This is a genomic window from Kribbella sp. NPDC051952, assembly GCF_040680855.1.
GTDB lineage: Bacteria > Actinomycetota > Actinomycetes > Propionibacteriales > Kribbellaceae > Kribbella.
This window is the reverse complement of the sequence record NZ_JBFAXQ010000026.1, coordinates 1-21,767: the sequence shown is the minus strand read 5'-3', so window position 1 is coordinate 21,767 and position 21,767 is coordinate 1. Positions and strand designations below refer to the sequence as shown.

Annotated in this window: 21 protein-coding genes; 14 read left to right on the top strand and 7 right to left on the bottom strand. The window is 67.3% G+C overall.

The annotated features are described in order from the left end of the window. Positions 1-13 precede the first annotated feature (13 nt). Both AB0L70_RS34110 and AB0L70_RS34105 read right to left on the bottom strand, forming a co-directional pair. Positions 14-673: an alpha/beta hydrolase gene (locus tag AB0L70_RS34110; RefSeq protein WP_363690922.1), complete on the bottom strand. Its 660-nt coding sequence runs from the start codon at positions 671-673 to the stop codon at positions 14-16. A gap of 11 nt (positions 674-684) precedes the next feature. Next, positions 685-1,482 (bottom strand): EamA family transporter, encoded by a 798-nt coding sequence (locus tag AB0L70_RS34105; protein WP_363690921.1) that lies wholly within the window; start codon positions 1,480-1,482, stop codon positions 685-687. Between the two features lie 297 nt (positions 1,483-1,779). Here AB0L70_RS34105 and leuA point away from each other — a divergent pair, with 297 nt between their 5' ends. From leuA to AB0L70_RS34060, 9 genes are all read left to right on the top strand, one after another. Further along, positions 1,780-3,453, top strand: a complete 1,674-nt coding sequence (gene leuA, locus AB0L70_RS34100) for a 2-isopropylmalate synthase (RefSeq protein WP_363690992.1) — start codon at positions 1,780-1,782, stop codon at positions 3,451-3,453. Between the two features lie 249 nt (positions 3,454-3,702). Further along, positions 3,703-4,803: an ABC transporter permease gene (locus AB0L70_RS34095; protein WP_363690920.1), complete on the top strand. Its 1,101-nt coding sequence runs from the start codon at positions 3,703-3,705 to the stop codon at positions 4,801-4,803. A 4-nt stretch (positions 4,804-4,807) separates the two neighbouring features. Beyond that, a complete protein-coding gene (locus tag AB0L70_RS34090; protein WP_363690919.1) occupies positions 4,808-5,704 on the top strand; it encodes an ABC transporter permease in 897 nt (298 codons plus the stop codon). Between the two features lie 5 nt (positions 5,705-5,709). After that, a complete protein-coding gene (locus AB0L70_RS34085; protein WP_363690918.1) occupies positions 5,710-6,795 on the top strand; it encodes an ABC transporter ATP-binding protein in 1,086 nt (361 codons plus the stop codon). Continuing rightward, a complete protein-coding gene (locus AB0L70_RS34080; protein ID WP_363690917.1) occupies positions 6,792-7,853 on the top strand; it encodes an ABC transporter ATP-binding protein in 1,062 nt (353 codons plus the stop codon). Before AB0L70_RS34085 ends, AB0L70_RS34080 begins: the two co-directional genes overlap by 4 nt. After that, positions 7,853-8,056, top strand: coding sequence for a hypothetical protein (locus tag AB0L70_RS34075; RefSeq protein ID WP_363690916.1), 204 nt, complete (start codon positions 7,853-7,855; stop codon positions 8,054-8,056). Before AB0L70_RS34080 ends, AB0L70_RS34075 begins: the two co-directional genes overlap by 1 nt. A gap of 64 nt (positions 8,057-8,120) precedes the next feature. Next, complete coding sequence (locus AB0L70_RS34070) at positions 8,121-9,983, top strand: ABC transporter substrate-binding protein (protein WP_363690915.1); 1,863 nt, start codon at positions 8,121-8,123, stop codon at positions 9,981-9,983. A gap of 41 nt (positions 9,984-10,024) precedes the next feature. Beyond that, positions 10,025-11,482: a GNAT family N-acetyltransferase gene (locus AB0L70_RS34065; protein ID WP_363690914.1), complete on the top strand. Its 1,458-nt coding sequence runs from the start codon at positions 10,025-10,027 to the stop codon at positions 11,480-11,482. A 130-nt stretch (positions 11,483-11,612) separates the two neighbouring features. After that, positions 11,613-11,909 (top strand): SAV_915 family protein, encoded by a 297-nt coding sequence (locus AB0L70_RS34060; RefSeq protein WP_363690913.1) that lies wholly within the window; start codon positions 11,613-11,615, stop codon positions 11,907-11,909. Here the strand turns inward: AB0L70_RS34060 and AB0L70_RS34055 are convergent. The 3 genes from AB0L70_RS34055 to AB0L70_RS34045 are packed head-to-tail and all read right to left on the bottom strand — an operon-like array spanning position 11,868 to position 16,428. After that, complete coding sequence (locus AB0L70_RS34055) at positions 11,868-12,515, bottom strand: ATP-binding cassette domain-containing protein (protein WP_363690912.1); 648 nt, start codon at positions 12,513-12,515, stop codon at positions 11,868-11,870. The genes AB0L70_RS34060 and AB0L70_RS34055 overlap by 42 nt on opposite strands. Next, positions 12,512-13,348, bottom strand: coding sequence for an ATP-binding cassette domain-containing protein (locus AB0L70_RS34050; RefSeq protein ID WP_363690911.1), 837 nt, complete (start codon positions 13,346-13,348; stop codon positions 12,512-12,514). The genes AB0L70_RS34055 and AB0L70_RS34050 overlap by 4 nt, the downstream gene beginning before the upstream one ends. Then, on the bottom strand, positions 13,345-16,428 hold the full coding sequence (locus tag AB0L70_RS34045) for an FtsX-like permease family protein (protein WP_363690910.1): 3,084 nt from the start codon (positions 16,426-16,428) through the stop codon (positions 13,345-13,347). The genes AB0L70_RS34050 and AB0L70_RS34045 overlap by 4 nt, the downstream gene beginning before the upstream one ends. A gap of 199 nt (positions 16,429-16,627) precedes the next feature. Between AB0L70_RS34045 and AB0L70_RS34040 the strand changes: the two genes are divergently transcribed. Genes AB0L70_RS34040 through recO form a run of 3 tightly spaced genes read left to right on the top strand, consistent with a single transcriptional unit; the run spans position 16,628 to position 19,200 of the window. Then, a complete protein-coding gene (locus AB0L70_RS34040) occupies positions 16,628-17,617 on the top strand; it encodes an aldo/keto reductase (protein ID WP_363690909.1) in 990 nt (329 codons plus the stop codon). Continuing rightward, positions 17,614-18,441, top strand: a complete 828-nt coding sequence (locus AB0L70_RS34035) for an SDR family oxidoreductase (RefSeq protein ID WP_363690908.1) — start codon at positions 17,614-17,616, stop codon at positions 18,439-18,441. The genes AB0L70_RS34040 and AB0L70_RS34035 overlap by 4 nt, the downstream gene beginning before the upstream one ends. A 12-nt stretch (positions 18,442-18,453) precedes the next feature. Beyond that, positions 18,454-19,200, top strand: a complete 747-nt coding sequence (recO, locus tag AB0L70_RS34030; protein WP_363690907.1) for a DNA repair protein RecO — start codon at positions 18,454-18,456, stop codon at positions 19,198-19,200. Between the two features lie 71 nt (positions 19,201-19,271). On the opposite strand, the gene AB0L70_RS34025 is transcribed toward recO, so the two are convergent. Continuing rightward, complete coding sequence (locus AB0L70_RS34025) at positions 19,272-19,664, bottom strand: hypothetical protein (RefSeq protein ID WP_363690906.1); 393 nt, start codon at positions 19,662-19,664, stop codon at positions 19,272-19,274. Positions 19,665-19,914: 250 nt separating this feature from the next. Then, on the bottom strand, positions 19,915-20,418 hold the full coding sequence (locus AB0L70_RS34020) for a hypothetical protein (protein WP_363690905.1): 504 nt from the start codon (positions 20,416-20,418) through the stop codon (positions 19,915-19,917). A 195-nt stretch (positions 20,419-20,613) separates the two neighbouring features. Here AB0L70_RS34020 and AB0L70_RS34015 point away from each other — a divergent pair, with 195 nt between their 5' ends. Beyond that, entirely contained in the window at positions 20,614-21,177 is a 564-nt protein-coding gene (locus AB0L70_RS34015) for a hypothetical protein (protein WP_363690904.1), read from the top strand. Between the two features lie 317 nt (positions 21,178-21,494). Then, positions 21,495-21,767, top strand: a 273-nt coding sequence (locus AB0L70_RS34010) for a hypothetical protein (protein WP_363690903.1), incomplete at its 3' end; no start/stop codon positions are given.

The window sequence follows — 21,767 nt, the reverse complement described above, 5'->3', positions numbered from 1 at the left end:
GAAGCTTAAAATTTCAAGTGCGCTTGAAGGCAAGGAACTCCCTCGCCGAGGCGAGCCACTGCTCCGGCGCGTGGCTGTGGATCCGATGGCCGGCCTCGATCGTGGTCACCTTCGCGTCCGGCAGTACGTCGGCAACGAGCGCGAACCGCGACTGGTCGAGATGGCTCTTCGGGCCGCCCGCGAGCAGGAGTGTGGGTGCGGTGAGGTCGGCCAGGCCGGCCCACCAGGACGGGCGTGGGCGACGGAGCTCCGTGATGACGTCGCGCAGCAGAACGGGATCGCAACGACGGTGTGTCAGCAGGCCCATCGCGCGGAGCAGCACTGCCGGTGTCGGCTTCGTCATCGGGCCGCTGTCCCGCGCGTCCCGGGGCGGTACGGGCATCTCCTCGAGGATCAGCCGCTCGACGCGATCGGGGTGCTGAACGGCGATCGAGCTCGCCACGAACGCACCGAGCGAGTTCCCGACCAGCGTCACCCGGTCGAGTCCGTCCAGCTCGGCGAGGATCTGATCCCGGAAGTCATCCAGTAAGTACGGCCGCTGCCGGGGAGCACGCCCATGCCCGAGCAGCGTCGGCGTATGCACGCGATACCCCAACGCCTCGAGCTCGGGCACGAACCGATCCCAGGTGGCCGGCCCACTCGTTGCCGCATGCAAACAAACCAGGTCCTTCATCCACAGTCCTTTCAGGTGCTCACCAATACGACGCCGGCCACGACCGTGGCGAGGCCGGCAATGCGGGCAGGAGTCAATCGCTCGCGCAGAACGATGGCCCCGAGCAAAGCGCCGAGTACGACGTTGAGCGTCCGGCCGATCGCCACCGTGCCGACCGATGCGAACGTCAACGCCAGTAACACCAGTCCGTAGCTCGCAGGCGTCAGTACGGCGATCGGCACCGCCCGTCGCCACTGGCTGAAATCGAACTGCCGCACCACCGCGGACAACACGACGACCTGAGCCACATTCGTCACCGCGAGATAGGTCAGGACGTCGACTCCCAATGACGTCACGGCGAACCCGTCCCACAGCGTGTACGCGGCAGTGCAGGTCGCGACGGCCAGTCCGAGCGCGATCCCTCGTCCCAACCGACGCGAGTGCAGGCGGTCCATCAGCAGCACGCCGCCGAACACCAGCGCGGCACCGACGTACACCCGAGGCCCGGAACCGCCGAGCCACGGAATCGTCACCAGCGTCACGAGCACCGGAGCCGTGCCCCGGCTGACCGGATAGACAGTGGAGAACTCGCCGGCGCCGTACGCCTTCTGCAGGGTGACCGCGTACGTGGTGTGCAGGACCATGCTCACCAGGCCCGCCCACCAGGTCGTTCCGAGGTGTCCGCGGACCAGGACCACGAGCGACACCGGCAGCATCACCACGCCGCAGAGCCAGACGAACGCGGGGCCGCCCCGGCCGGACGTCTTCATCAGCAGGTTCCACGCGGCATGGCAGCACGCGGATGCCGTCAGCAACCCCAGGGCGATCACGTAGACAGTGTCTACAGCATCTGGGTAGACGCTGTCTACTCAACCTGTCGTCACGCTCCGTGTCTCGGTGATCGGGACCCGGGTTCGACGCCGTGGCCGGTTGTGCATAGACTCACTGGCACTATGCGGCACCAGCTTCTCCTCCTTCGCTGCCGCGGCGAGGCCTGTTAAGGCCGGTTCCCTCGCCGCGGAGTCCTGTCGTACGCCGGTCGTCTCTCACGACCCACGCAGTACTTCCCGAGGAGAACCCCCGTGGCACCGAAGAACCAGCCCAAGCCTGTTCAGCAGTCGTCCGGTATGCCGATCCAGCGCTACCGGGCGTTCCCCCCGATCGATCTGCCCGACCGCACCTGGCCGGCCAAGTCGGTCGACCGGACCCCGCGCTGGCTGTCCACCGACCTTCGTGACGGCAACCAGGCACTGGTCGAGCCGATGTCGCCGGCCCGCAAGCGGCGGATGTTCGAGCTGCTGGTGCGGATGGGCTACAAGGAGATCGAGGTCGGCTTCCCGAGCGCGAGCCAGTACGACTTCGACTTCGTCCGGAGCCTGATCGAGGACGACGTCATCCCCGACGACGTGACGATCTCGGTGCTGACCCAGGCCCGCGACGAGCTGATCGAGCGGACCGTGCAGTCGCTGCAGGGCTCGCCCAAGGCGACCATCCACCTCTACAACGCGACCGCGCCGCTGTTCCGCCGGGTCGTCTTCAACGTGGACAAGGCCGAGTGCCTGAACATCGCCGTCCGCGGGACCGAGACCGTGATGAAGTACGCCGACGACATGCTGGGCGACTGTGAGTTCGGCTACCAGTACAGCCCGGAGATCTTCACCGGGACCGAGCTGGAGTTCGCGCTCGAGGTCTGCGAGGCGGTCAGCGACCAGTGGCAGCCGGCCGAGGGCCGCGAGATCATCCTGAACCTGCCGGCCACCGTCGAGATGTGTACGCCGAACGTGTACGCCGACCAGATCGAGTGGTTCGGCCGCAACCTGACCCGGCGCGAGCACAGCGCGATCAGCCTGCACCCGCACAACGACCGCGGTACGGCGGTGGCCGCGACCGAGCTCGCCCTGATGGCCGGGGCGGACCGGGTCGAGGGCTGCCTGTTCGGCCACGGTGAGCGCACCGGAAACGTCGACCTGGTCACGCTGGGGATGAACCTGTTCAGCCAGGGCATCGACCCGCAGATCGACTTCGCCGACATCGACGAGATCCGCCGTACGGTCGAGTACTGCACGCAGATGCGCGTTCCCGAGCGCCAGCCGTACGCCGGTGATCTGGTCTACACCGCCTTCTCCGGCTCGCACCAGGACGCGATCAAGAAGGGCCTGGAGGCGCTGGACAAGCAGGCCGAGGCCGAGGGCAAGCCGGTCTCGGAGATCATGTGGGAGGCGCCGTACCTGCCGATCGACCCGAAGGATGTCGGCCGGTCGTACGAGGCGGTCATCCGGGTCAACTCGCAGTCCGGCAAAGGTGGCGTCGCGTACATCATGAAGTCGGAGCACCGGCTCGACCTGCCGCGCCGGCTGCAGATCGAGTTCAGCCGGGTGATCCAGCTGCACACCGACGCTGAGGGCGGCGAGGTCGGCCCACAGCAGATGTGGGACATCTTCGCGGCCGAATACCTTGCCCCCGGCAAGTTGTCGCTGCTGAGCGTCAACTCGTCGTCCGGCGAGGGCCAGGGCGATCAGCTGCGCGTACAGGTCTATTCCGGTGGCGTACCGCACGAGCTGGTTGGCGAAGGCAACGGTCCGGTCTCGGCCTTCGTGGACGCGATCAAGCCGCTGAAGTACGACGTCCGCGTGCTGGACTACCACGAGCACGCGCTGTCCGCGGGTGGCGACGCGCTCGCCGCGGCGTACGTGGAGTGTGAGGTCGGCGACGAGGTCTTCTGGGGTGTCGGCCGCGACGCCAACATTCTCACCGCCTCACTCAAGGCCGTGGTCTCGGCCATCAACCGAGCAACTCGCTGACAGGTCAGAGAAATCGCCCGTTTCCGTGTCGGAGACGGGCGATTTCGGCACGCGCCGATACTGTGACGTCACGGACGGCGATGTTGTCTCAACGTTGCCTACCGATTGCCTCAAGACGTTGACTGCATGACCAGGGTTGCGCACACTGTCGTCACTATGCGCAGATCCTTGCAAGACAGCGTTACTAAGTCGTGCTGTTGAGGGTCTGCGTCACCGACTTTCCCCTGGCAGTGGCTGTGGAGGTGGGCAGTGAGCGGTGCGGTCGAGACACCCGCGTCGAAGCTGATCGAAGTAACGGCCGAGGAACCGAGACCGAATGCCGCGCGGCGATTTCTGAGCGCCTGGCTGGTCCGAAGACTCGCGAAGGCCGTGCTGACGATCTTCATCGTCACCACCGGGACGTTCTTCCTGGTGCGATTACTTCCGGGTAACCCGGTCGACACCTATATCCAGACCCAGATCGCGCAGACCGGTATCTCGTACGAGGCCGCTGCCGCGCAGGCGAAGAACCTGTTCTCGCTGGATCCGGACCAACCGCTGATCCAGCAGTACGTGAACTACATGCTGAACCTGCTGCACGGCGATTTCGGTAACTCGCTGCTGTCACCGGGCACGACCGTGGCCCAGGTGATCAAGACCTACCTGCCGTGGACGCTGTTCTCCGTCGGCGTCGCGACGATCTTCAGCTTCATCATCGGCATCGCGGCCGGCATGATCATGGCCTACCGACGGGAGAGCTGGATCGACCATCTGCTCACCTCGATCGGCTCGCTGCTGCACGCGATCCCGAACTACATCCTGGCGATCCTGATCGTGGTCTTCCTCGGCGTGAAGCTGCAGGTGTTCAACCTGACCGAGGCCCGCGGCTCCTACACGCCGGGCGTGGAACCGTCGTTCAGTCTGAGCTTCCTGAACGACATCTTCTATCACGCTCTGTTACCGATCCTCGCCTACGCGCTGACCACGGTCGGCTCCTGGGCCTTGGTGATGAAGTCGTCCACGACCGAGACCCTGGGGGAGGACTACGTGACCGTCGCCCGGGCCCGCGGACTGTCCGACTCCCGCATCCGGACCGGGTACGTCGGGCGTAACGCCGTACTGCCGTTGTTCAGCCAACTCGCGGTGTCGCTCGGGTTCGTCGTCGGCGGCTCGATCTTCGTGGAGAAGATCTTCAGCTACCAGGGCATCGGGTTCAGTCTGTTCAACGCGGTCAACGGTCGCGACTACCCGGTGCTGCAGGGGATCTTCCTGGTCCTCACGATCTCCGTGGTGGCGGCGAACCTGCTCGCCGACGTCCTCTACAGCCGGCTGGATCCGCGGATCCGCGTCGGCGGCCAGGCGAAGGGGTGACGAGATGACCGAAGCAACCATCCCCGCCACCTCGATCGGCACGACGGGCGTTTCCCGGTTCTCCGGCATCCTGTCCGCGTTGCGCCGCAGCCCGTCGGGCTTCATCGGCTTCGTGGTGGTCGCCCTGCTCGTGCTGATCACCGCGATCGTCCCCTTCTTCACGCCGGACGTCGCTCCGAACGTCAAGGAGATCCTGCTCCCGGCCGGTTCGCCCGGGCACCTGCTCGGCACCGACAACGAGGGCAAGGACGTCCTGATCCAGATGATCGGCGGCGGCCGGACCGTGATCTTCGTCGGCTTCGTCGCCGCCGCGATCTCGACCGCGCTCGCGATCGTGCTCGGCTCGCTGGCCGCCTACCTCGGCGGCTGGGTCGACTCGGTCGTGGTCACCCTGGCCGACGTCTTCCTGACGGTTCCGCAGATCGTCCTGCTCGCGGTCCTGGGCGCGTTCTTCCGGCTCGACTCGCCGATCCTGCTCGCGCTGCTGGTCGGTGGCCTGTCCTGGCCGGTGCTGACCCGGGCCGTCCGCGCCCAGGTGTTCTCGCTGAAGGAACGCGAGTTCGTCGAAGCCGCCCGGCTGCTGGACCTCGGCACGCCGCGGGTGGTGTTCGTCGAGATCCTGCCGAACATGGCCAGCTTCATCCTGATGAACTTCATGATCGGCGTGACGAACGCGATCTACCAGTTGGTCGGCCTCTACCTGCTCGGTCTCGCGCCGCTGACCGGGTCGAACTGGGGCATCATGCTCAACCGCGCCTGGATCGCCGGCGCCATCTTCAACGACGCGAGCCTGGCGTGGATCCTCAGCCCCGTGGTCGCGATCATCCTGTTGCTGCTCGGATTGGTGATGATGACGAGATCCCTCGAGGAAATCCTCAACCCGCGTCTCCGGGACCGGTGAGCATGGTGACTACTACCTCTTCAGGCTCCAGCCGCGCGGTCCGTGGCGGCACCGGCAAACCACTGCTGTCGATTCGCGACTTCAGGGTCGAGTACCGCACCGGCTCCGGCACCACGGTGCAGGCCGTCCGCGGTGTCGACCTCGACCTTTACCCCGGCGAGAGCCTCGCGCTGGTCGGGGAGAGCGGCTGCGGCAAGACGACCTTCGGGCTCGGCCTGCTGCGGTTGCTGCCTCGGCTGGGCCATGCGTCCGGCAAGGTCATCTTCAACCGCGGCGACGGCACGGAGATCGACGTACTCGGACTGGATGGGCGCGACCTGCGGCAGTTCCGCTGGCGGGACGCGGCGATGGTCTTCCAGGGCGCGATGAACGCCTTCAACCCCGTACTGAAGATCCGTGCGCACATGCACGACACGATGCGCGCGCACACCAAGGCGACCAAGCAGGAGATCGAGGAGCGCGCCGGGGAATTGCTCCGGCTGGTGCGGCTGGAGCCGGAGCGGGTGATGGACTGCTACCCGCACGAGCTGTCCGGCGGCATGCGGCAGCGGGTGCTGATCGCGATGAGCCTGCTGCTCGAGCCAGAGGTGCTGATCCTGGACGAGCCGACCACGGCCCTCGACATCCTCACCCAGCGATCGATCGTCGACGTACTGCACGAGGTGCGTGAGCGGCTCGGGTTCTCGATGATCTTCATCTCGCACGACCTGTCGCTGGCCGCCGAGCTCGCCGACCGCGTCGCCACCATGTACGCCGGTCGCATCATCGAGACCGGCGGCGTCCGGGACCTCTTCTACCGGCCGCGGCACCCGTACACGCTCGGCCTGATCAAGGCGGTGCCGCCGATCGTCGGCGACCTGCCGGATCTCGAGTCGATCCCGGGTGGGCCGCCGAGCCTGGCCGCGCTGCCGACGGGCTGCACCTTCCACCCGCGCTGCAAGTACGCCACCGAGGAGTGCAAGGCGGAAGACCCGCCGCTGATCCCGATCACCGATGAGCCGGGCAACGCGCACGAGGTCGCCTGCATCCATTCCAAGGACGTGCATCTCGAACGACGCGTGCCGAACGAGGACCTGGGGACGGCATCATGACTGCGACAGAAGCGGCGCCGGCGACCGCGGCCGAGGGACGCAAGCCACTGATGACGCTGGCGAACGTCAGCCAGGTGTTCGACACCAAGGCCGGTCCGATCAAGGCCGTCGACGAGGTCGACCTGTCCATCAATCCCGGTGAGGTGCTCTGCCTGGTCGGCGAGAGCGGCTCCGGCAAGACCACCGCCGCGCGGATGGCGGCCGGACTGGCCCGGCCGAGCAGCGGGCACGTCGCCTTCGACGGCACCGACATCTGGTCGATGCCGCGACGGGACTTCGCCACCTTCCGTCGCAGCGTGCAGTACGTCCACCAGGACCCGTACGCGTCGCTGAACCCGACCCGGACGATCCAGCAGACGATCACCGCACCGCTGCTCAAGCACGGCGTGGTCAAGGGCGCGAAGGCCGCCGCCGACAAGGCGGCCGAGTTGCTGACCAAGGTCGACCTGACGCCGCCGGAGAACTACCTGTCGAAGTACCCGCACCAGCTGTCCGGTGGTCAGCGCCAGCGGGTCGCTGTCGCCCGGGCGCTGACGCTCGACCCGAAGCTGATCATCGCGGACGAGTCGACCTCGATGCTCGACGTGTCGATCCGGATCAGCGTGCTGGCGATGCTCGGCCGGCTGCGCGACGACCTCGGCGTGGGGTTCCTGTTCATCACCCACGACCTGGCGATCGCGAAGTACTTCGGCTGGCACGGCAAGACCGCGGTCATGTACCTGGGCCGGATCGTCGAGTTCGGGCCGACGCCGAAGATCATCAACGCACCGACGCACCCGTACACGCGGGCGCTGATCGACGCGATCCCCGAACCCGACCCGGACCTGACCAAGACCAAGGGCGCCGGATCGCTGCGCAGCCTGGAGATTCCGAGCCTGGCACACCTGCCGTCGGGGTGTTCGTTCCATCCGCGCTGCCCGCAGTTCGAGGACGGGCTGTGTGACGGGGCGGTTCCGCAGCTGGTCGAAGTGCGTTCCGGTCAGTCGACCGCGTGCCACGTGGTGGCGCGCGACGGCGCGGACAGCCTGGGGGGCCGGCCGGATGAAGCGGGGGCCTGATGGGACCCCAGATCGGCCGGGCGGCGCTCGGCTGGGCGGCGTTCCTGGTGCTGGCCAGTGTGGTTCTGCTGATCACGCTGACCCCCGGCACACCGGAGTTCGTCGTCACCTTGTTCACCTTGTGTTTGGGCCTGCTACTGGGCCTGATCGTCGTCGTGGGGGTAGTCGTGTCCCGGCGCCGGGAAAAACGCGAGGGCGGTTAAGCAGTACCTCAAACCAGTAGTGCCTGACCACGCGGGCGTGCGGTCAGATCAGAAAGGACGAAGGATGAGTCCCACCGGCACCAACGATTCCGGCACCAACGGACTGGGCCCGAGTGCCCTGTCCAACGCGATCTCGCGCCGGCACGTGCTCCAGCTGTTCGGTATCGCCGGTGTCGGCGCCGCCGGCATCGGATCACTGACGGCCTGTTCGCCGAGCAATCCGACCGCGGAGGGCGACAAGTCCGGCGGCGGGGGCAACAAGGAGTTCCACGGCGCGTATCCCTACCAGCTGCCGCCGAAGGGCCACTTCAACCTGGCCGCCGGCGTCACCGACGGCATCCAGCAGCAGAGCCCGTACCTCGACCTGGTCTACCCGAGCGGCGGGATGTACTACTGGGCCGACAAGAAGTGGGAATACATGATGGCCGAGTCCAGCTCGCTGGACGAGGCGAACAACACGTACACGATGAAGCTCCGGACCGGGCTGACCTGGAGCGACGGCAAGCCGGTCACGGCCAAGGACGTCGTGTCGACGTTCAACCTGCGCTGGCTGCTGCGCCAGCAGGACTGGACCTTCCTGTCCGACGTCAAGGCGCAGGACGACACCACCGTGGTGTTCACCATCGGCACCCCGTCGACAGTGCTCGAGCGCTACATCCTCCGCGCACCGATCCTGCCGGACTCGGTCTACGGGACCTGGGCCACCCAGGCCGAGACCATGCGCAAGGCCAAGACCAGCCTGGACAGCGCCGAGGGCAAGAAGCTGAACGGCGACTTCCAGAAGTTCCGGCCGGAGAACCCGGTCGTGTCGGGTCCGTTCAACTTCGACACCAAGACGATGACCAACGCCCAGATGAGCCTGGTCAAGAACGACAAGGGCCTGTTCGCCGACAAGATCGGCTTCACCAAGGTCGTTCTGTACAACGGTGAGACCTCCGACATCACGCCGGTCGTGATGAACAAGGACGTCGACTACGCGACCCACGGCTTCGCGGTCGCCAGTGAGAAGACCTTCCAGTCCAACGGCTTCCGGATCCTCCGTCCGCCGGTGTACTCAGGCCCCTCGCTGGTGTTCAACTACACCACCCACCCGGAGTTCGCCGACGCCCGCGTGCGGCAGGCGATCGCCTACGTGCTCGACCGCGAGGAGAACGGCACCGTCGCGCTCGGCGAGTCGGGCAAGCCGTGCAAGTTCATGGCCGGCTTCTCCGACATCCTCATCCCCGACTGGGTCTCCGACGCCGACCAGCAGAAGCTGCAGGCCTACGAGAAGGACCTCGACAAGGCCACCCAGTTGCTGACGGCGGCAGGCTGGAAGAAGGCCGGCGACAAGTGGCAGACGCCGGCGGGCAAGCCCGCGGCGTACGACATCAAGTTCCCGACCGAGTTCGCCGACTGGAACCCGGCCGCCACCAACGCGGCCGACCAGCTGAACAAGTTCGGGTTCAACATCACCAAGCGGGGTATCACCTTCACCCAGCTCAACCCCGATGTCCTGGCCGGGAAGTTCGACATCTCCATCCAGGGCTGGGGCGCGTCGAACCACCCGCACCCGTACTTCGCGTTCGTCCAGGACCTGTACACGTTCAACTACGTGATCGCGGCGAACTCGGGCGGCAAGGGCATGAACTTCCCGCTCAAGCAGACCACCTCGGCCGGTCCGATCGACCTGCAGGCCGTGGTGGACAAGTCGGCGCAGGGCCTGAACGTCGACGAGCAGAAGAAGAACATCACCGCCGCGGCGATGGCGTTCAACGAACTGCTGCCGATCATCCCGCTCTGGGAGCGCTACGGTAACAACCCCGCGCTCGAGGGCAAGCGGGTCGCCAAGTTCCCGGCGGACGACGACCCGATCCTGAAGAACGCGCCGTACGCGGACAACTTCGTGATCATGGGGATGTACTCGGGCAAGGTCGGGCCGGTTTAACCACTGGCGTTCTGACCCGTTTGTTTGGTTGGGTCGGCCGGGTGATCAGTGTTCGCGAGATCGACCCGGCCGACCTGGCCCTTTTCGACGAGTGGTACGACGCGCTCCGGGCCGGTGCGGTCGCGGGGCGCGAGGCGCCGCTGGTGGTGGAGCGGGAGGCGCTGGGGTACTCGTTGCGCCATCCCGGACCGCTGAAGCAGCGCCTCGCGATCGGCGCGTTCGAGGACGAACGCGTGCTCGGCGCGATGCTGTTCGAGTACCGGCTGACCGACAATCTGGACACGGTCGAGGTCGAGATCGAGGTTCCTCCGCAGCATCGGCGGCGAGGGATCGGTACGGCGTTGTGGCAGTGGGCCGCGACCCGGTCGGCGCAGCTGGAGCGGACCATCGTCCAGGCCGAGCTCGGGGTCCCGTCGGATCCCTGGCCGGGCAGCTCGTTCGCCGAGCGACTGGGCTTCACCGTCGAACATGTCGAGGAGCATCTCGTCGTACCGCTGCCGTACGACCAGTTCCGGCTCGACGACCTGATTCAAGCGGCCGGGCAGTTGGACGGCTACCGGCTCACGTCGTGGGCGGGGGCCTGTCCGCCGGAACACCAGCAGGCGTACGCCGATCTGCATACGGCGATGGACCTCGACGTACCGACCGGTGGTATGACCCGGGAGGTGGTGCCGTGGACGGTCGAGAAGTTGCAGGCCAGTGAGCAGCGGATCGACCGGAACTACCTTGCGCTCGTGACGATGGCGCACACGCTGTCGGGGGAGCCGGCCGGGTACACGTTGCTGTACCTGCCGCGGGCCGATGCCGAGAACGCCCAGCAGGACGACACGCTCGTACTGCGGGAGCATCGCGGGCACAACCTGGGCACACAACTGAAGCTGGCGAATCTCGTGCAGCTGGACAAGCACCGGACCACGCAGCGGTTCCTGCACACGTGGACGGCGTTGTCGAACGTGCCGATGCGGAAGGTCAATGCCCGCTTCGGGTTCCGGGCCGTTGAGGAGCATCGTGAGGTGGAGCTCAGCTTGCCGCGGTTGCGGCCGGCGGCTCGTGGGGTCGTACTGGATGCTTCGGATCGGATTCTGCTGGTTCGGTTCGAGTTCGACAGTGGGCCGTTGTGGGCTACGCCTGGTGGGGGGATCGAGGCGGGGGAGTCGGTCGTCGAGGGGTTGCGGCGGGAGCTTCGCGAGGAGATCGGGCTGGAGGTCGTCGGTGAGCCGGCTCACCTGTGGCATCAGGAGGTTGTTGCCGAGGGCCACGCTGCTGGGTACGACGGTGTGTTGAACGACTATTTCTTGGTCCGGGTGGACGACTTCACGCCGGCGGCTGAGCTCACCGAGGCCGAGCTGCAGGCGGAGAACGTCCACGGCCACGCCTGGTGGACACTCGCCGAACTCGAGGCCCGCGAAGGTCGCTTCGCCCCACGGTCGCTGCCCACGCTCCTGCGCAAGCTACTCGAGACCGGCCCGCCAACAACCCCTACTCAACTTGGCTTGTGAGATCCCTCCCTCTCACCACATCCATCCCTCGGCTCTCAGGTCTGGAGACTTGTGAGAGGGGTGTTTGGATGGTGTGGGAGGTGTGTGAGGACGCGGGATTCCGGCGGGTGGTGCGATTTACCGTCGAAGTGTGAAGCCTCGACATAGCCTCGATTGGTTTGTTCCCGTCCACTCCGCCGGCGACATCGCGTCGCTGCAGACCGGTCGGTTGCCCGACGGTCGCCGCGTCGGCATTGCGTTCACCACCCTCGCCCAGCTCCGCGCCGCCTCCGGTCCGCGCCAGGAGTTCATGCGGCTCACCGAAGCCGACCTGCGCGAGATGCTCGCTCCGCTCGGGGTGATCCGGATCCAGCTGGACCCGGTCCTGGTCGGTCCGGACGTCCGCCTACAGGCGCCGTACCCAGCTGAGTCGGCCCTCGTCCATTAACGCGTGACCGTCGGCGCTGTCGGCGACCGTCGGGTCGTGCGTGGCGATGATGACAGCGGCACCGCGATCAGCCTCGACACGAAGCAGTTCGAGGACGCGCTCGCGGTTGCTGCTGTCCAACTCGCTGGTGGACTCGTCGGCCAGGATCACCCGGCCCTGCTGGGCGATGCCACGGGCAACGGCCACCCGCTGCTGTTCACCACCGGACAGCTCCTCGACGAGATGGTCGCCACTGTCGGCCAGGCCGACCTGGGTCAGTGCCTCCTCGACGGCCCGGTCCAGCTCGTCCAACGGCTTGTGGTCGGCGAGCAAGGGGACCGAGAGGTTCTCCCGCGCCGTCAGTACACGCGCGAGCCCGTTGCCCTGCGGGATCAGTACGACGCCATGCGCGGCCGCGGCCGGCCGATCGGTGATGACGAGCCCGTCGATCTCGACCTGCCCCTTCGCCACCGGAACAGCGCCGGCGATTGCCCACAGCAACGAGCTTTTCCCGGCACCGGACGGACCACTGACCGCGAGCACGAATCCAGGCGGTACGACGAAGGACACGTCCGCCACGGCCGTGAGATCGCCGTACGTGACCGTCACCTGCTCGACGTTGATCACTGCGGTCCCTCCTGCTCGACCGGCGTGATCCGGATCTCGCCGTCCTCGGTGGTCACCTGGACCAGCGTGCCGGCCGGCAGCAGTTCGGCCACATGGGGAGGCAGAGGCAACGATCCGTCCGACGCGACCACGGCGTACTCCTCACCCGACCGGCCTTCCGAGGCGATCCGCCCGTCCCGGATCGTGATCGTGCGTGGCAGGGTCGCCGCGACCTCCGGGTCGTGCGTGATCAGCAGCACGGTCATCCCGGTCTCGGCGTTGATCGTCCGGATCGCCGTGAGTACCTCGTCCCGGGCCTGGTGATCCAGCTGGCTGGTCGGTTCGTCGGCCAGCAACAACCCCGGGAACGTCGCGATCCCGACCGCCACCGCGCACAGCTGCACCTGGCCAGGCGTCAGTGCCGACAACGGCGTACTCGCGTGTTCCTTCAGGCCGACCAGCTCCAACACTGCCTCCGGGCTGGGCAGCTCACGGTCGCGGGGCGCGGCTCGCTGTGCATAACGGACGTTATGTACCGGTGTGAGGTAGGGGATGAGGTTGCGTCCAGCCCCTTGTAGCACGATCCCGACATCGCCCGAGCGCAGCTGGTCGAGCTCCTCCTCGGTCATCGTGGCCACGTTGTGCTCGCCGATCTGCAACCGTCCCGCGCTGGGAGTGAGCAGGCCACCGCACAGTTGCAGAAGCGTCGATTTACCTGCGCCAGAAGGGCCGAGCAGCCCGACCAGCTCACCTGGGCGGACGGTGATACCGATCCCCGAGAGCGCGGCAACATCGTGCCCGCGGGCGCGATAGATGTGCACGAGCCCCGTCGTACTGATCGCCAGTCCGGTCATGTCAGTTCCTCCCGGATCCGGGCGAACCCGGCGCGCCTGTTGACCCCGGTCCCGAGCAAGAGCGTGACCGCTGTGAGTACCGCCGTGCCGGCGATCCAGAGCACGATCGCGACCGGCCAGTTGGTGTCGAGCTCCAGCGGGATCGGCCCACCGGCGTCGGCGAACAGGGGGATCAGCGGCAACGCGATCTGGGCCCCGACCACACCGCAGATCGACCCGAGCAATACCGCAAACGCCACCGGCCCGGTCTGCTCCCACCGCGCGGCCCTGCCCGTAGTGGCAGCCGGTACGCCGGTGATCCGCAGGCTCGCGTAGTCCTGCGCTCGCGATCGCCACGACGTCACGACGGTGAGCAGCAGTACGACGATCGCCAGCGCCCAACCGGCGATACCGACCACTGGCGTCAGCTGCAACGCGAGAGCGCTGGCAGAACGCCCGTACGACGCTATCCGGTCGGTGCGGCGGTCGATCACGTTCGGGGCGAGTCCGGTCGCCCGCAGCTGGTCGGTGATCTGGTCGACCTTCGCCAGGCCGGCCGCGTTCAGCCACAGCTCGAACTCCGTCGAGGTGTCGTCGACCGTCCCGGCGAGACGCCGTCCGGTCTCGAGGTCGACCACCGCCGTACGCAGCGTGAACCGATTGACCGGGCCGTCGAGCCGGTCGACCTTGTTCAGCACCATCGGTGCGCCGTCCAAGGCCGGAGCCGTGGCCGACGGGGTGTAGCGGTAGTCCGGTGTCACCAGCGCGGGGACCACCGCGGGCACCGTCGCGTACTGGAGCAGCTGGTCGCCACCGAGGTTCTTCACCGTCATCGTGAGTGCTCCGCCCGACGCCGCGTCGATCGAGTCGTCGCCGGTGTCGCCCTGCTTCACGGACTGCCAGTCCTCGGGGTTGCCGAGGGCAACGGACGGGTGGTCGTCGCTGGACAGCTTGTCGATCCGTACGTCGCCCTGGATCCAGCTCTGGTCGGTCAGTTCGCGGCCGATCCCGATCCGGAGCAGCTGGCACCCGTCCTTGCAGTCGATCTTGGCGTGCAGTTCGGTCGGTTTGCCCGGGGTCAGCGGCAGCTTCGGGAAGGTCACGTCGTTGCGGGCACCGGTGCGCAGATTGACCACATTCGCGATCACCAGGAGGGAGTGTGCGGGCTCCTGCGGCTTCGGCTCCTCGCCGTACGGCGACTTCTTCTGCGGCACCGGTGTCATCGGGCTGGTCGAGGCCGTGAGGGTGAGCTGCGACGTGTGGAACTCGATCGGCGCGACCTTCGGTGCGGCCAGCTTGGCGAACCCTTCGGCATCGGTGAGTTCGTCGCCGCGGAACGCGACCCGCCGGAAGCTGTCCGGCTCGATCAGCATCGTCTGCAGGGCATCCGGTGACGGCGGCCGGGTTGCAACGACCGGAGTGGACCACTGACGGTCCGGGTCGACCTTGTTGACCGCCGCCATGAAGTTGCCGAGCGAGCCGGCGTTCAGCCGCAGCACGCCCTCGGCGCCGGCCTCGTACCCGGCCCGCGACTCCCGGTTGTACTCGCCAACTGACGACGCCTGGCCGGCGAACGCGACCAGTCCGGCGGCCACCGCGACCGCAGCGACAATCCGGGTGACGGCCGGGCGGCGCGAGATCTGCAGTGTGCCGAGAGCAAGGCCCAGGCGTCCCCGCCGCAACGCACGCCGACTGATCAGTCCGGCGATCGGCAGGAGCACGTGGGCGAACGTCAACCCGACCGCGAGCGCCAGCAGGGCCGGCGCGAGTACCGGCAGTGGGCCTTGGCCCGAACTGGTCAACGCGGACACGAGTCCGGTCACGCTGATCACGATGATGATCAGGTCGACGATGCCGATCGTCCGGCCGCGCCGGAGCGGTACGCGCCGCAGCAGTGCGGAGATCTGCTGCCGTACGACGCCGCGGACCTGAACCACGACGACGCCGAGAGCCACGAGGACGACTACCAGCAACGCGACCGGCACCGTCCACGGCAGCTCGATCGGAGCGCCCTTCTGCAGCCAGGTGGCCCGGACGATCAGCAGCAGCGCGAATCCGACCGGTCCGCCGATCAGTGTTCCCAGCAGGACGGGCACACCCAGCTCGACGGACAACGATCGGCCGGTGCGGCGGGCGGTGGAGCCGCGCAGGCGGGCGACCGCGATCTCCGGCCGGCGCTGGTCGACCACGACGGCCAGGGCCAACGCGAGTACGACGAGTCCGAACAGGGCGACCTGCACCATCACCAGCGGGATGATCGTCGCGGCCTGCGAACGCTCATGCCGGATCCGGTCGATCACACCGGTCAGTCCGGTCGAGTTCTCGGTCCCGAGCTCGATGGCCTTGATCTTGACGGTGTTCGACGCGGCTTCGATCCGATCCAGATCGTCGAGCCGGGCCACCCCGGGGATCGGCCGGGTGTCGAGCGTGGCGTGCTGCCCCCAGTTGTCGGGTGTGAACGTCGTACGGTCGGTGAACAGGTAGTCGGTCTCACCCGGCGCCTTCTCGACCGGGGGATGGGAGTGACCGACCGGCGGGCGACCGAACCAGTAGTCGGCCTCGCTGTCCTTCGCGCGGTACATCCCGACCACGGTCAGGGTTTCGTCCTTGCCAGGGACCGCGCTCACCGGGATCTTGGTGCCCAGCTTGACCTGCCAGGTCTTCTCGTCGACCGTGGACGAGATCACCTCATTCGGTCCGGTCGGGCAGCGGCCCGCGACCACTTCGAGCTGGGCGCAGTACCCGTCCCGCCACATCAGCCGGCTGACGATCGGCTCGACCGACTCCCGCCAGTTGACATCGCTCTGGATGCCCAGCACCGACGGAGTGAAGAGCGGCTTGAGGTCGGCCGGGAGCAGCGGGCTCAGGTCCTCGGGCTGGGTCGCCTTTCCGGTCGAGATCCGGGCCGGGCTGCTCTCGAGCTGCCAGGCGGCCGACAGGCGCTGGCCCTGCAGCGTCTCGGTCATGACGGTCTGCTGGACGGCGCGGGCGAACCAGGGCGCGAACACCGCGCAGGTCCCGATCAGCAGGCTGATACCCGCCAGCACCAGCGCCTGCGACCAGCGGTACCGCAGCGCCTGTCGTAGGAACAACCCAGCCACCCCCAGCGTCGTGCGTGTCCGCCTGCGTTCGCCCTTGTTCGCCCTCCGTCCGCCCGAAGATACGGAACGGCGGGTTCGGTAGGACTGGTGGCCACGAAATGTCACAGAGTTGTTGTCTAGGCAAGAATGCCGGGTCACGGACGGTGACCGATCCGAGGGGGTTGCCCGGTGCAACCAGTCCCGGCGGTAGGTTCGGATCATGCGTGAATCCCAGCTCGGTGACCTGACCGTTTCCTGCCTCGGCCTCGGCTGCATGGGGATGTCCCAGTCGTACGGCGTGACGTCCGACGAAACCGAGTCCATCGCCACCCTGCACGCGGCCATCGACGCGGGCTGCACCTTCATCGACACCGCCGACGTGTACGGCGACGGTGAGAACGAGGAGCTCGTCGGCCGGGCCCTGGCCGGCCGCCGCGACGAGGTGGTGCTCGCGACCAAGTTCGGCTTCAAGCGGCCCGGTGGTGCGTTGGACGTGCCCACGGTCGTGGACGGATCTCCGGCGTACGCGGCTCAGGCCCTGGACGCGTCGCTGCGCCGGCTGGGCGTCGACCATGTCGACCTCTGGTACCTGCACCGCCGTGATCCGCAGGTGCCGATCGAGGAGACCGTCGGTGCGATGGCGGCCCAGGTCGAGGCCGGCAAGGTGCGGTACCTCGGGTTGTCCGAGGTGAACGGTGACACGGTGCGGGCCGCTCACGCGGTGCACCCGATCAGCGCCGTACAGAGCGAGTGGTCGCTGTGGACGCGCGACCCGGAGACCGTCGTACTGCCGACGCTGCGCGAGCTCGGGATCGGGTTCGTGCCGTTCAGCCCGCTGGGGCGTGGGTTCCTGACCGGGCAGCTCAAGTCGCCGGACGACTTCGAGCCGGACGACATGCGGCGCGGGCTGCCGCGGTTCACCGGGGAGAACTTCCAGCGGAACCTGGATCTGGTCGATCGCGTCAAGGAGCTGGCCACGGCTCGTGGTGTCACGCCGGGACAGCTCGCGCTGGCCTGGTTGCTTGCTCAGGGCAATGATGTGGCGCCGATCCCGGGGACGAAGCGTCGTACCTATCTGGCCGAGAACCTCGGGGCTGCCGACGTCACGCTGTCGGCTGAGGAGCTGGCGGCCCTGGATGAGGCGTTCCCGGCGGATGCGGTGTCCGGGCAGCGGTACCAGCAGGGTGGAATGGACCTGGTGGGCAAGTGATCGCGGTCACCGGATCGACCGGCCGGCTGGGCTCGCGGATCGCCCGTCGGCTGGCGGATTCCGGCGTACCCCTGCGGTTGGTCGTGCGGGATCCGGGGCGGGCTCCTTCGTTGCCGGGTGCATCGGTGGCGCAGGCGGCGTACGGCGAGCACGGTGCGCTGCTGAACGCGCTGGACGGTGTCGACACGTTGATGTTGCTCAGCGCAACGGAGTCGGCGGATCGGGTTGAGTTGCACAAGGCAACGGTTGATGCTGCGGTGGCGGCTGGGGTTTCGCGGATCGTGTACACGTCGTTCGCGGGTGCTGCGCCGGGGGCGACGTTCACCTTCGCGCGGGACCACTGGCACACCGAGGAGCACATCAGGTCGACCGGTGTCGACTTCACGTTCCTGCGGGACAACCTGTATCTCGACTTCGTGCCCGGGTACGTCGGTGAGGACGGCGTCATCCGCGGGCCTGCCGGCGACGGCCGGACCGCCGCCGTGGCCCGTGACGACGTCGCTGCGGTAGCGGCCCGGGTCTTGGTGGACTCCGGTCACTCCGGCGCGACCTATGACCTGACGGGCCCGACCGCGTTCTCGCTGGCCGAAGCAGCCGCCGTACTCACCGAGGCCTGGGGCCGCAAGATCCGGTACGAGCCGGAAACCCTCGACGAGGCCTACCGCTCCCGCGAATGCTACGGAGCCCCCGCGTGGGAGGTGGCCGGCTGGGTGACGTCGTACGCCGCCATTGCCAGCAGCGAACTCAGCCACGTCTCGACCGCCGTGCAGGACATCACCGGCGCTAAGCCAACCAGCCTCGAGGAGTATGTCGCCGCCGGGTGAGACACTGATCCGGTGCCGCTCTACCGGGATCAGGCGATCGTGTTGCGCACCCAGAAGCTGGGTGAGGCGGACCGGATCGCCACGCTGCTGACTCGCGGCCGCGGCAAGATTCGCGCGGTCGCCAAAGGAGTCCGCCGTACGTCGTCCCGCTTCGGCGCGCGCCTGGAGCCGTTCAGTCACGTCGACCTCCAGCTCGCCACCGGCCGCACCCTCGACGTGGTCACCCAGGCCGAGTCGATCGCGGCGTACGGTGAGGGGATCGTCAACGACTACGCGCGGTACACAGCCGGCACTGTGCTCCTCGAGACCGCCGACCGCCTCATCGTCGAGGAGAAGGAACCCGCCACCCAGCAGCACCTCCTGCTGGCCGGCGCCCTCCGCGTCCTCTCGTCCGGTGAACGCTCCCCGGACCTGGTCCTCGACTCGTTCCTCCTCCGCTCGCTGGCGATCTCCGGCTACGCCCCGTCCTTTGCCGACTGCGCCCGCTGCGGCGAACCAGGCCCGCACCGCGCCTTCAACCCGGCCGCCGGCGGCATGGTCTGCTCCTCCTGCCGCCCACCCGCCTCAGCCATGCCCTCCACAGCCACGGTCGCCCACCTGGCCGCCCTGCTCACCGGCGACTGGCCCACCGCCCTCCAAGCCGACCCCAGAACCCGCCGAGAATCCACCGGCCTGATCGCCGCCTTCTTCACGTACCACCAAGAGAACCAGCTCCGCTCCCTCCCACACCTGGACCTAACCCCCGGAGGCCGCACCTGACGCGCTATAGACAACCCGATCGCCTCCTGGCGGATGGGGAAACCCCCGCCGACCTCTGACCGGACTTGCGCCTATCTCCCGCGCCCCGGCCACCCCGTAGGTCCCGGCCGAGCTCCCGGCGGCCTCGCCAGAGTCGCCTTCTCGGCACCTGTCGCCTGATCGACTGCCGACGTACGGCGGCCGATCGCCAGCGGTCGCGACGACCGCATCGGGCGCTGCCCGTCCCACGCATGAGCGATGGCCCGCTTGGCATCCAACTCGGCCTGCCGGACCGCCTGACTACCCCTCGCGTCCGGCCGCCTGTCCCCAAACCGATCCAGCCCCGGCTGGCGATCGTACGGATGCCGACGCAGCCGCGCACAGACATGCGCGTACACGTTGTTCAGCCCATCCCGAGGCTTGACCGCAAGCAACTCCCGCCGCGGCAACCCACCCGGCGCCTCCGGCCCCATCTCCCGAAACACCAACCGATAATCCGCCCGCCGCCCCGGATCCGACCGAACATAAGCCGTCACACAATCCCGCAAATCCCCTTTCCCCACCTCAAACCCCAACGCATGATGCCCGTCGGTGGTCCCGGTGCGGAGCCGCTCGATCTCCCTCAGGATCTCGCGGTACAAGGAAAGGTAGGCCGCAGGATGTGCCTCCGCCTGCAGTCGCAGGAAGCGCACATCCTGTTGGAACTTCTCGATCCCGACAACCAGGTACCTGTCGTCATCGGTCCTCACCGGATGACCTCTCCTCGGCGCGGATCTCGTCGAGAAGCTGACGGGTGAACGGATCGTTGGCCGCCCATTCATCCAGGTCGATCGGCCGGCTGCCGGGCATCGGTTCAGTCGCATACGTTCGCACGGTCGGGTCATCAACCACCCCCGCCGGCGGCTGATCATCCCCCCGCAGCTCCCGGTACTGCGCGGTCGACATCACCACCGCCTCCGGCTCCCCGTCCTCCCCCCAAACCACGGGCTGCCCAACCCCAGCCCGAGCACCCTCGACGATCCCCTCCAACCTCCCGGCCAGCACCTCAGGCTCAACAACCTCGTCCCCGACGACGAACTTGCTCTCCCCACCAAGATCCTCAAACTCGTCGTACGTCAACATCACCGCCTCAGGCACCCCGACCCCAAAGCTAAAAGCCCGAGTCCGCCCCGCCCGAAACCGCGACAACACCCCCGCCAAGTCCCCCCGAACCCCATCCAAAGACCCCATTCCCGTCATCCCCAAAACCTAACGCTTCCCGCAGACCTACCGCCGGACTTATCCACACCCAACACCCGGCGCCAGCTGCCCACCTGCTCAGATCACCCACGACCGAGCCTCCACGAAGCCTCTGTGGATAACCGACCACATGCGAACCGTACGTATGGAACAGTTGCACTCTCAGTAGTTCAACAGATCCACGCGGAGGACGTCATGCACCGGCGAGCAATCACGGCAGCCATCATCGCCCTGGCTACCTTGCCCCTCGCCGCCTGCAACAACGACTCAAACGCCACCCCCGCCCCCTTCACACCGTCGACAACGTCGACGAGTCCCACCAGCCCACCGCCCAACGGGTCGGAGCAAGCGGGCCCGGCCGCCGTTGCCGCATACCGCCGTTACATCGAGGTCATCGACGCCATGACTGCCAGCGGAGGAACTGACGTCAAAGACCTGCCCCTGGTGACTGCCGGCATCGAGCTTGGAGCCTCACAAAATCAGGCCGCCACGTATCGAGGTCGCAAGCTCAAAACGATCGGCTCGACCAAGATCATCTGGGCAAAGGCAACCATGCTCGGTGCGCCGACCGCGGGAACGATTACCTCGGCGACCGTCCAAGCTTGCTACGACACCTCAACCACCCAGGCCGTGGATTCAACCGGCAAGAGCGTCAAGCGACCGGGCACCCCAACCCGCTGGCTGGACAACCGAGAGGTACGCCTGATCGCCGGCGCCTGGAAGGTCGTCAATGGCAAGAACCAAGGCGCACAATGCTGACAGCCGGGCTCGCCATCATCAGCCTCCTCGCTGGGGTACCAGCGTCGGTGGACGCAGGACCTGCCGGACCAACACCGATCGTCACGCCTCCAGACTGCGATGTCGATCCCGCGACAGGGGAATGCAGAATCTCAGCGGGTGACGAATCGTCCACGACCGAGCAGAACCACGTGTCGCCCGGGGCGAAAAAGCCGGGTGGGGCGCGTTGTGTGTTTAAGGGGCAGACGGTTCCGTGTCGGACTGCGGATGGGTTCTTTGATGCGGCTTCGGGGTGTTATCTCACGCCGACGGATGCGCCTATTTCGTTGGTGAACTCGGTGAGTGACTACCCGCCGGGCACGAAGTTCTACCGGTGTTGGGTGATTCTCGGGGTGGTCGAGGGGCGGCCGCAGGGGATTGAGCGGTTTGAGCCGGTGTTCCGGCCACCGGGACGGCCGGAGACGATCGATCCGCGGGTGGCGGCGCAGCAGGTCGTGAAGACGATGAACTTCGTGGCTCCGCAGCTGGGATTGTCGCCGTATGTCCAAAGTGCCACCCATGAAGGCATCGTCAATGTTCCGATCTGGATGTGGGTCAGCGATCCAGGGGCG

Coding starts and splice junctions, on each gene's coding strand:
- AB0L70_RS34110 (WP_363690922.1), bottom strand. CDS start 673: ATGAAGGACCTGGTTTGTTTGCATGCGGCAACGAGTGGGCCGGCCACC.
- AB0L70_RS34050 (WP_363690911.1), bottom strand. CDS start 13,348: ATGACCGGACTGGCGATCAGTACGACGGGGCTCGTGCACATCTATCGC.
- AB0L70_RS34040 (WP_363690909.1), top strand. CDS start 16,628: ATGCGTGAATCCCAGCTCGGTGACCTGACCGTTTCCTGCCTCGGCCTC.
- leuA (WP_363690992.1), top strand. CDS start 1,780: ATGCCGATCCAGCGCTACCGGGCGTTCCCCCCGATCGATCTGCCCGAC.
- AB0L70_RS34075 (WP_363690916.1), top strand. CDS start 7,853: ATGGGACCCCAGATCGGCCGGGCGGCGCTCGGCTGGGCGGCGTTCCTG.
- AB0L70_RS34090 (WP_363690919.1), top strand. CDS start 4,808: ATGACCGAAGCAACCATCCCCGCCACCTCGATCGGCACGACGGGCGTT.
- AB0L70_RS34070 (WP_363690915.1), top strand. CDS start 8,121: ATGAGTCCCACCGGCACCAACGATTCCGGCACCAACGGACTGGGCCCG.
- AB0L70_RS34015 (WP_363690904.1), top strand. CDS start 20,614: ATGCACCGGCGAGCAATCACGGCAGCCATCATCGCCCTGGCTACCTTG.
- AB0L70_RS34080 (WP_363690917.1), top strand. CDS start 6,792: ATGACTGCGACAGAAGCGGCGCCGGCGACCGCGGCCGAGGGACGCAAG.
- AB0L70_RS34020 (WP_363690905.1), bottom strand. CDS start 20,418: ATGACGGGAATGGGGTCTTTGGATGGGGTTCGGGGGGACTTGGCGGGG.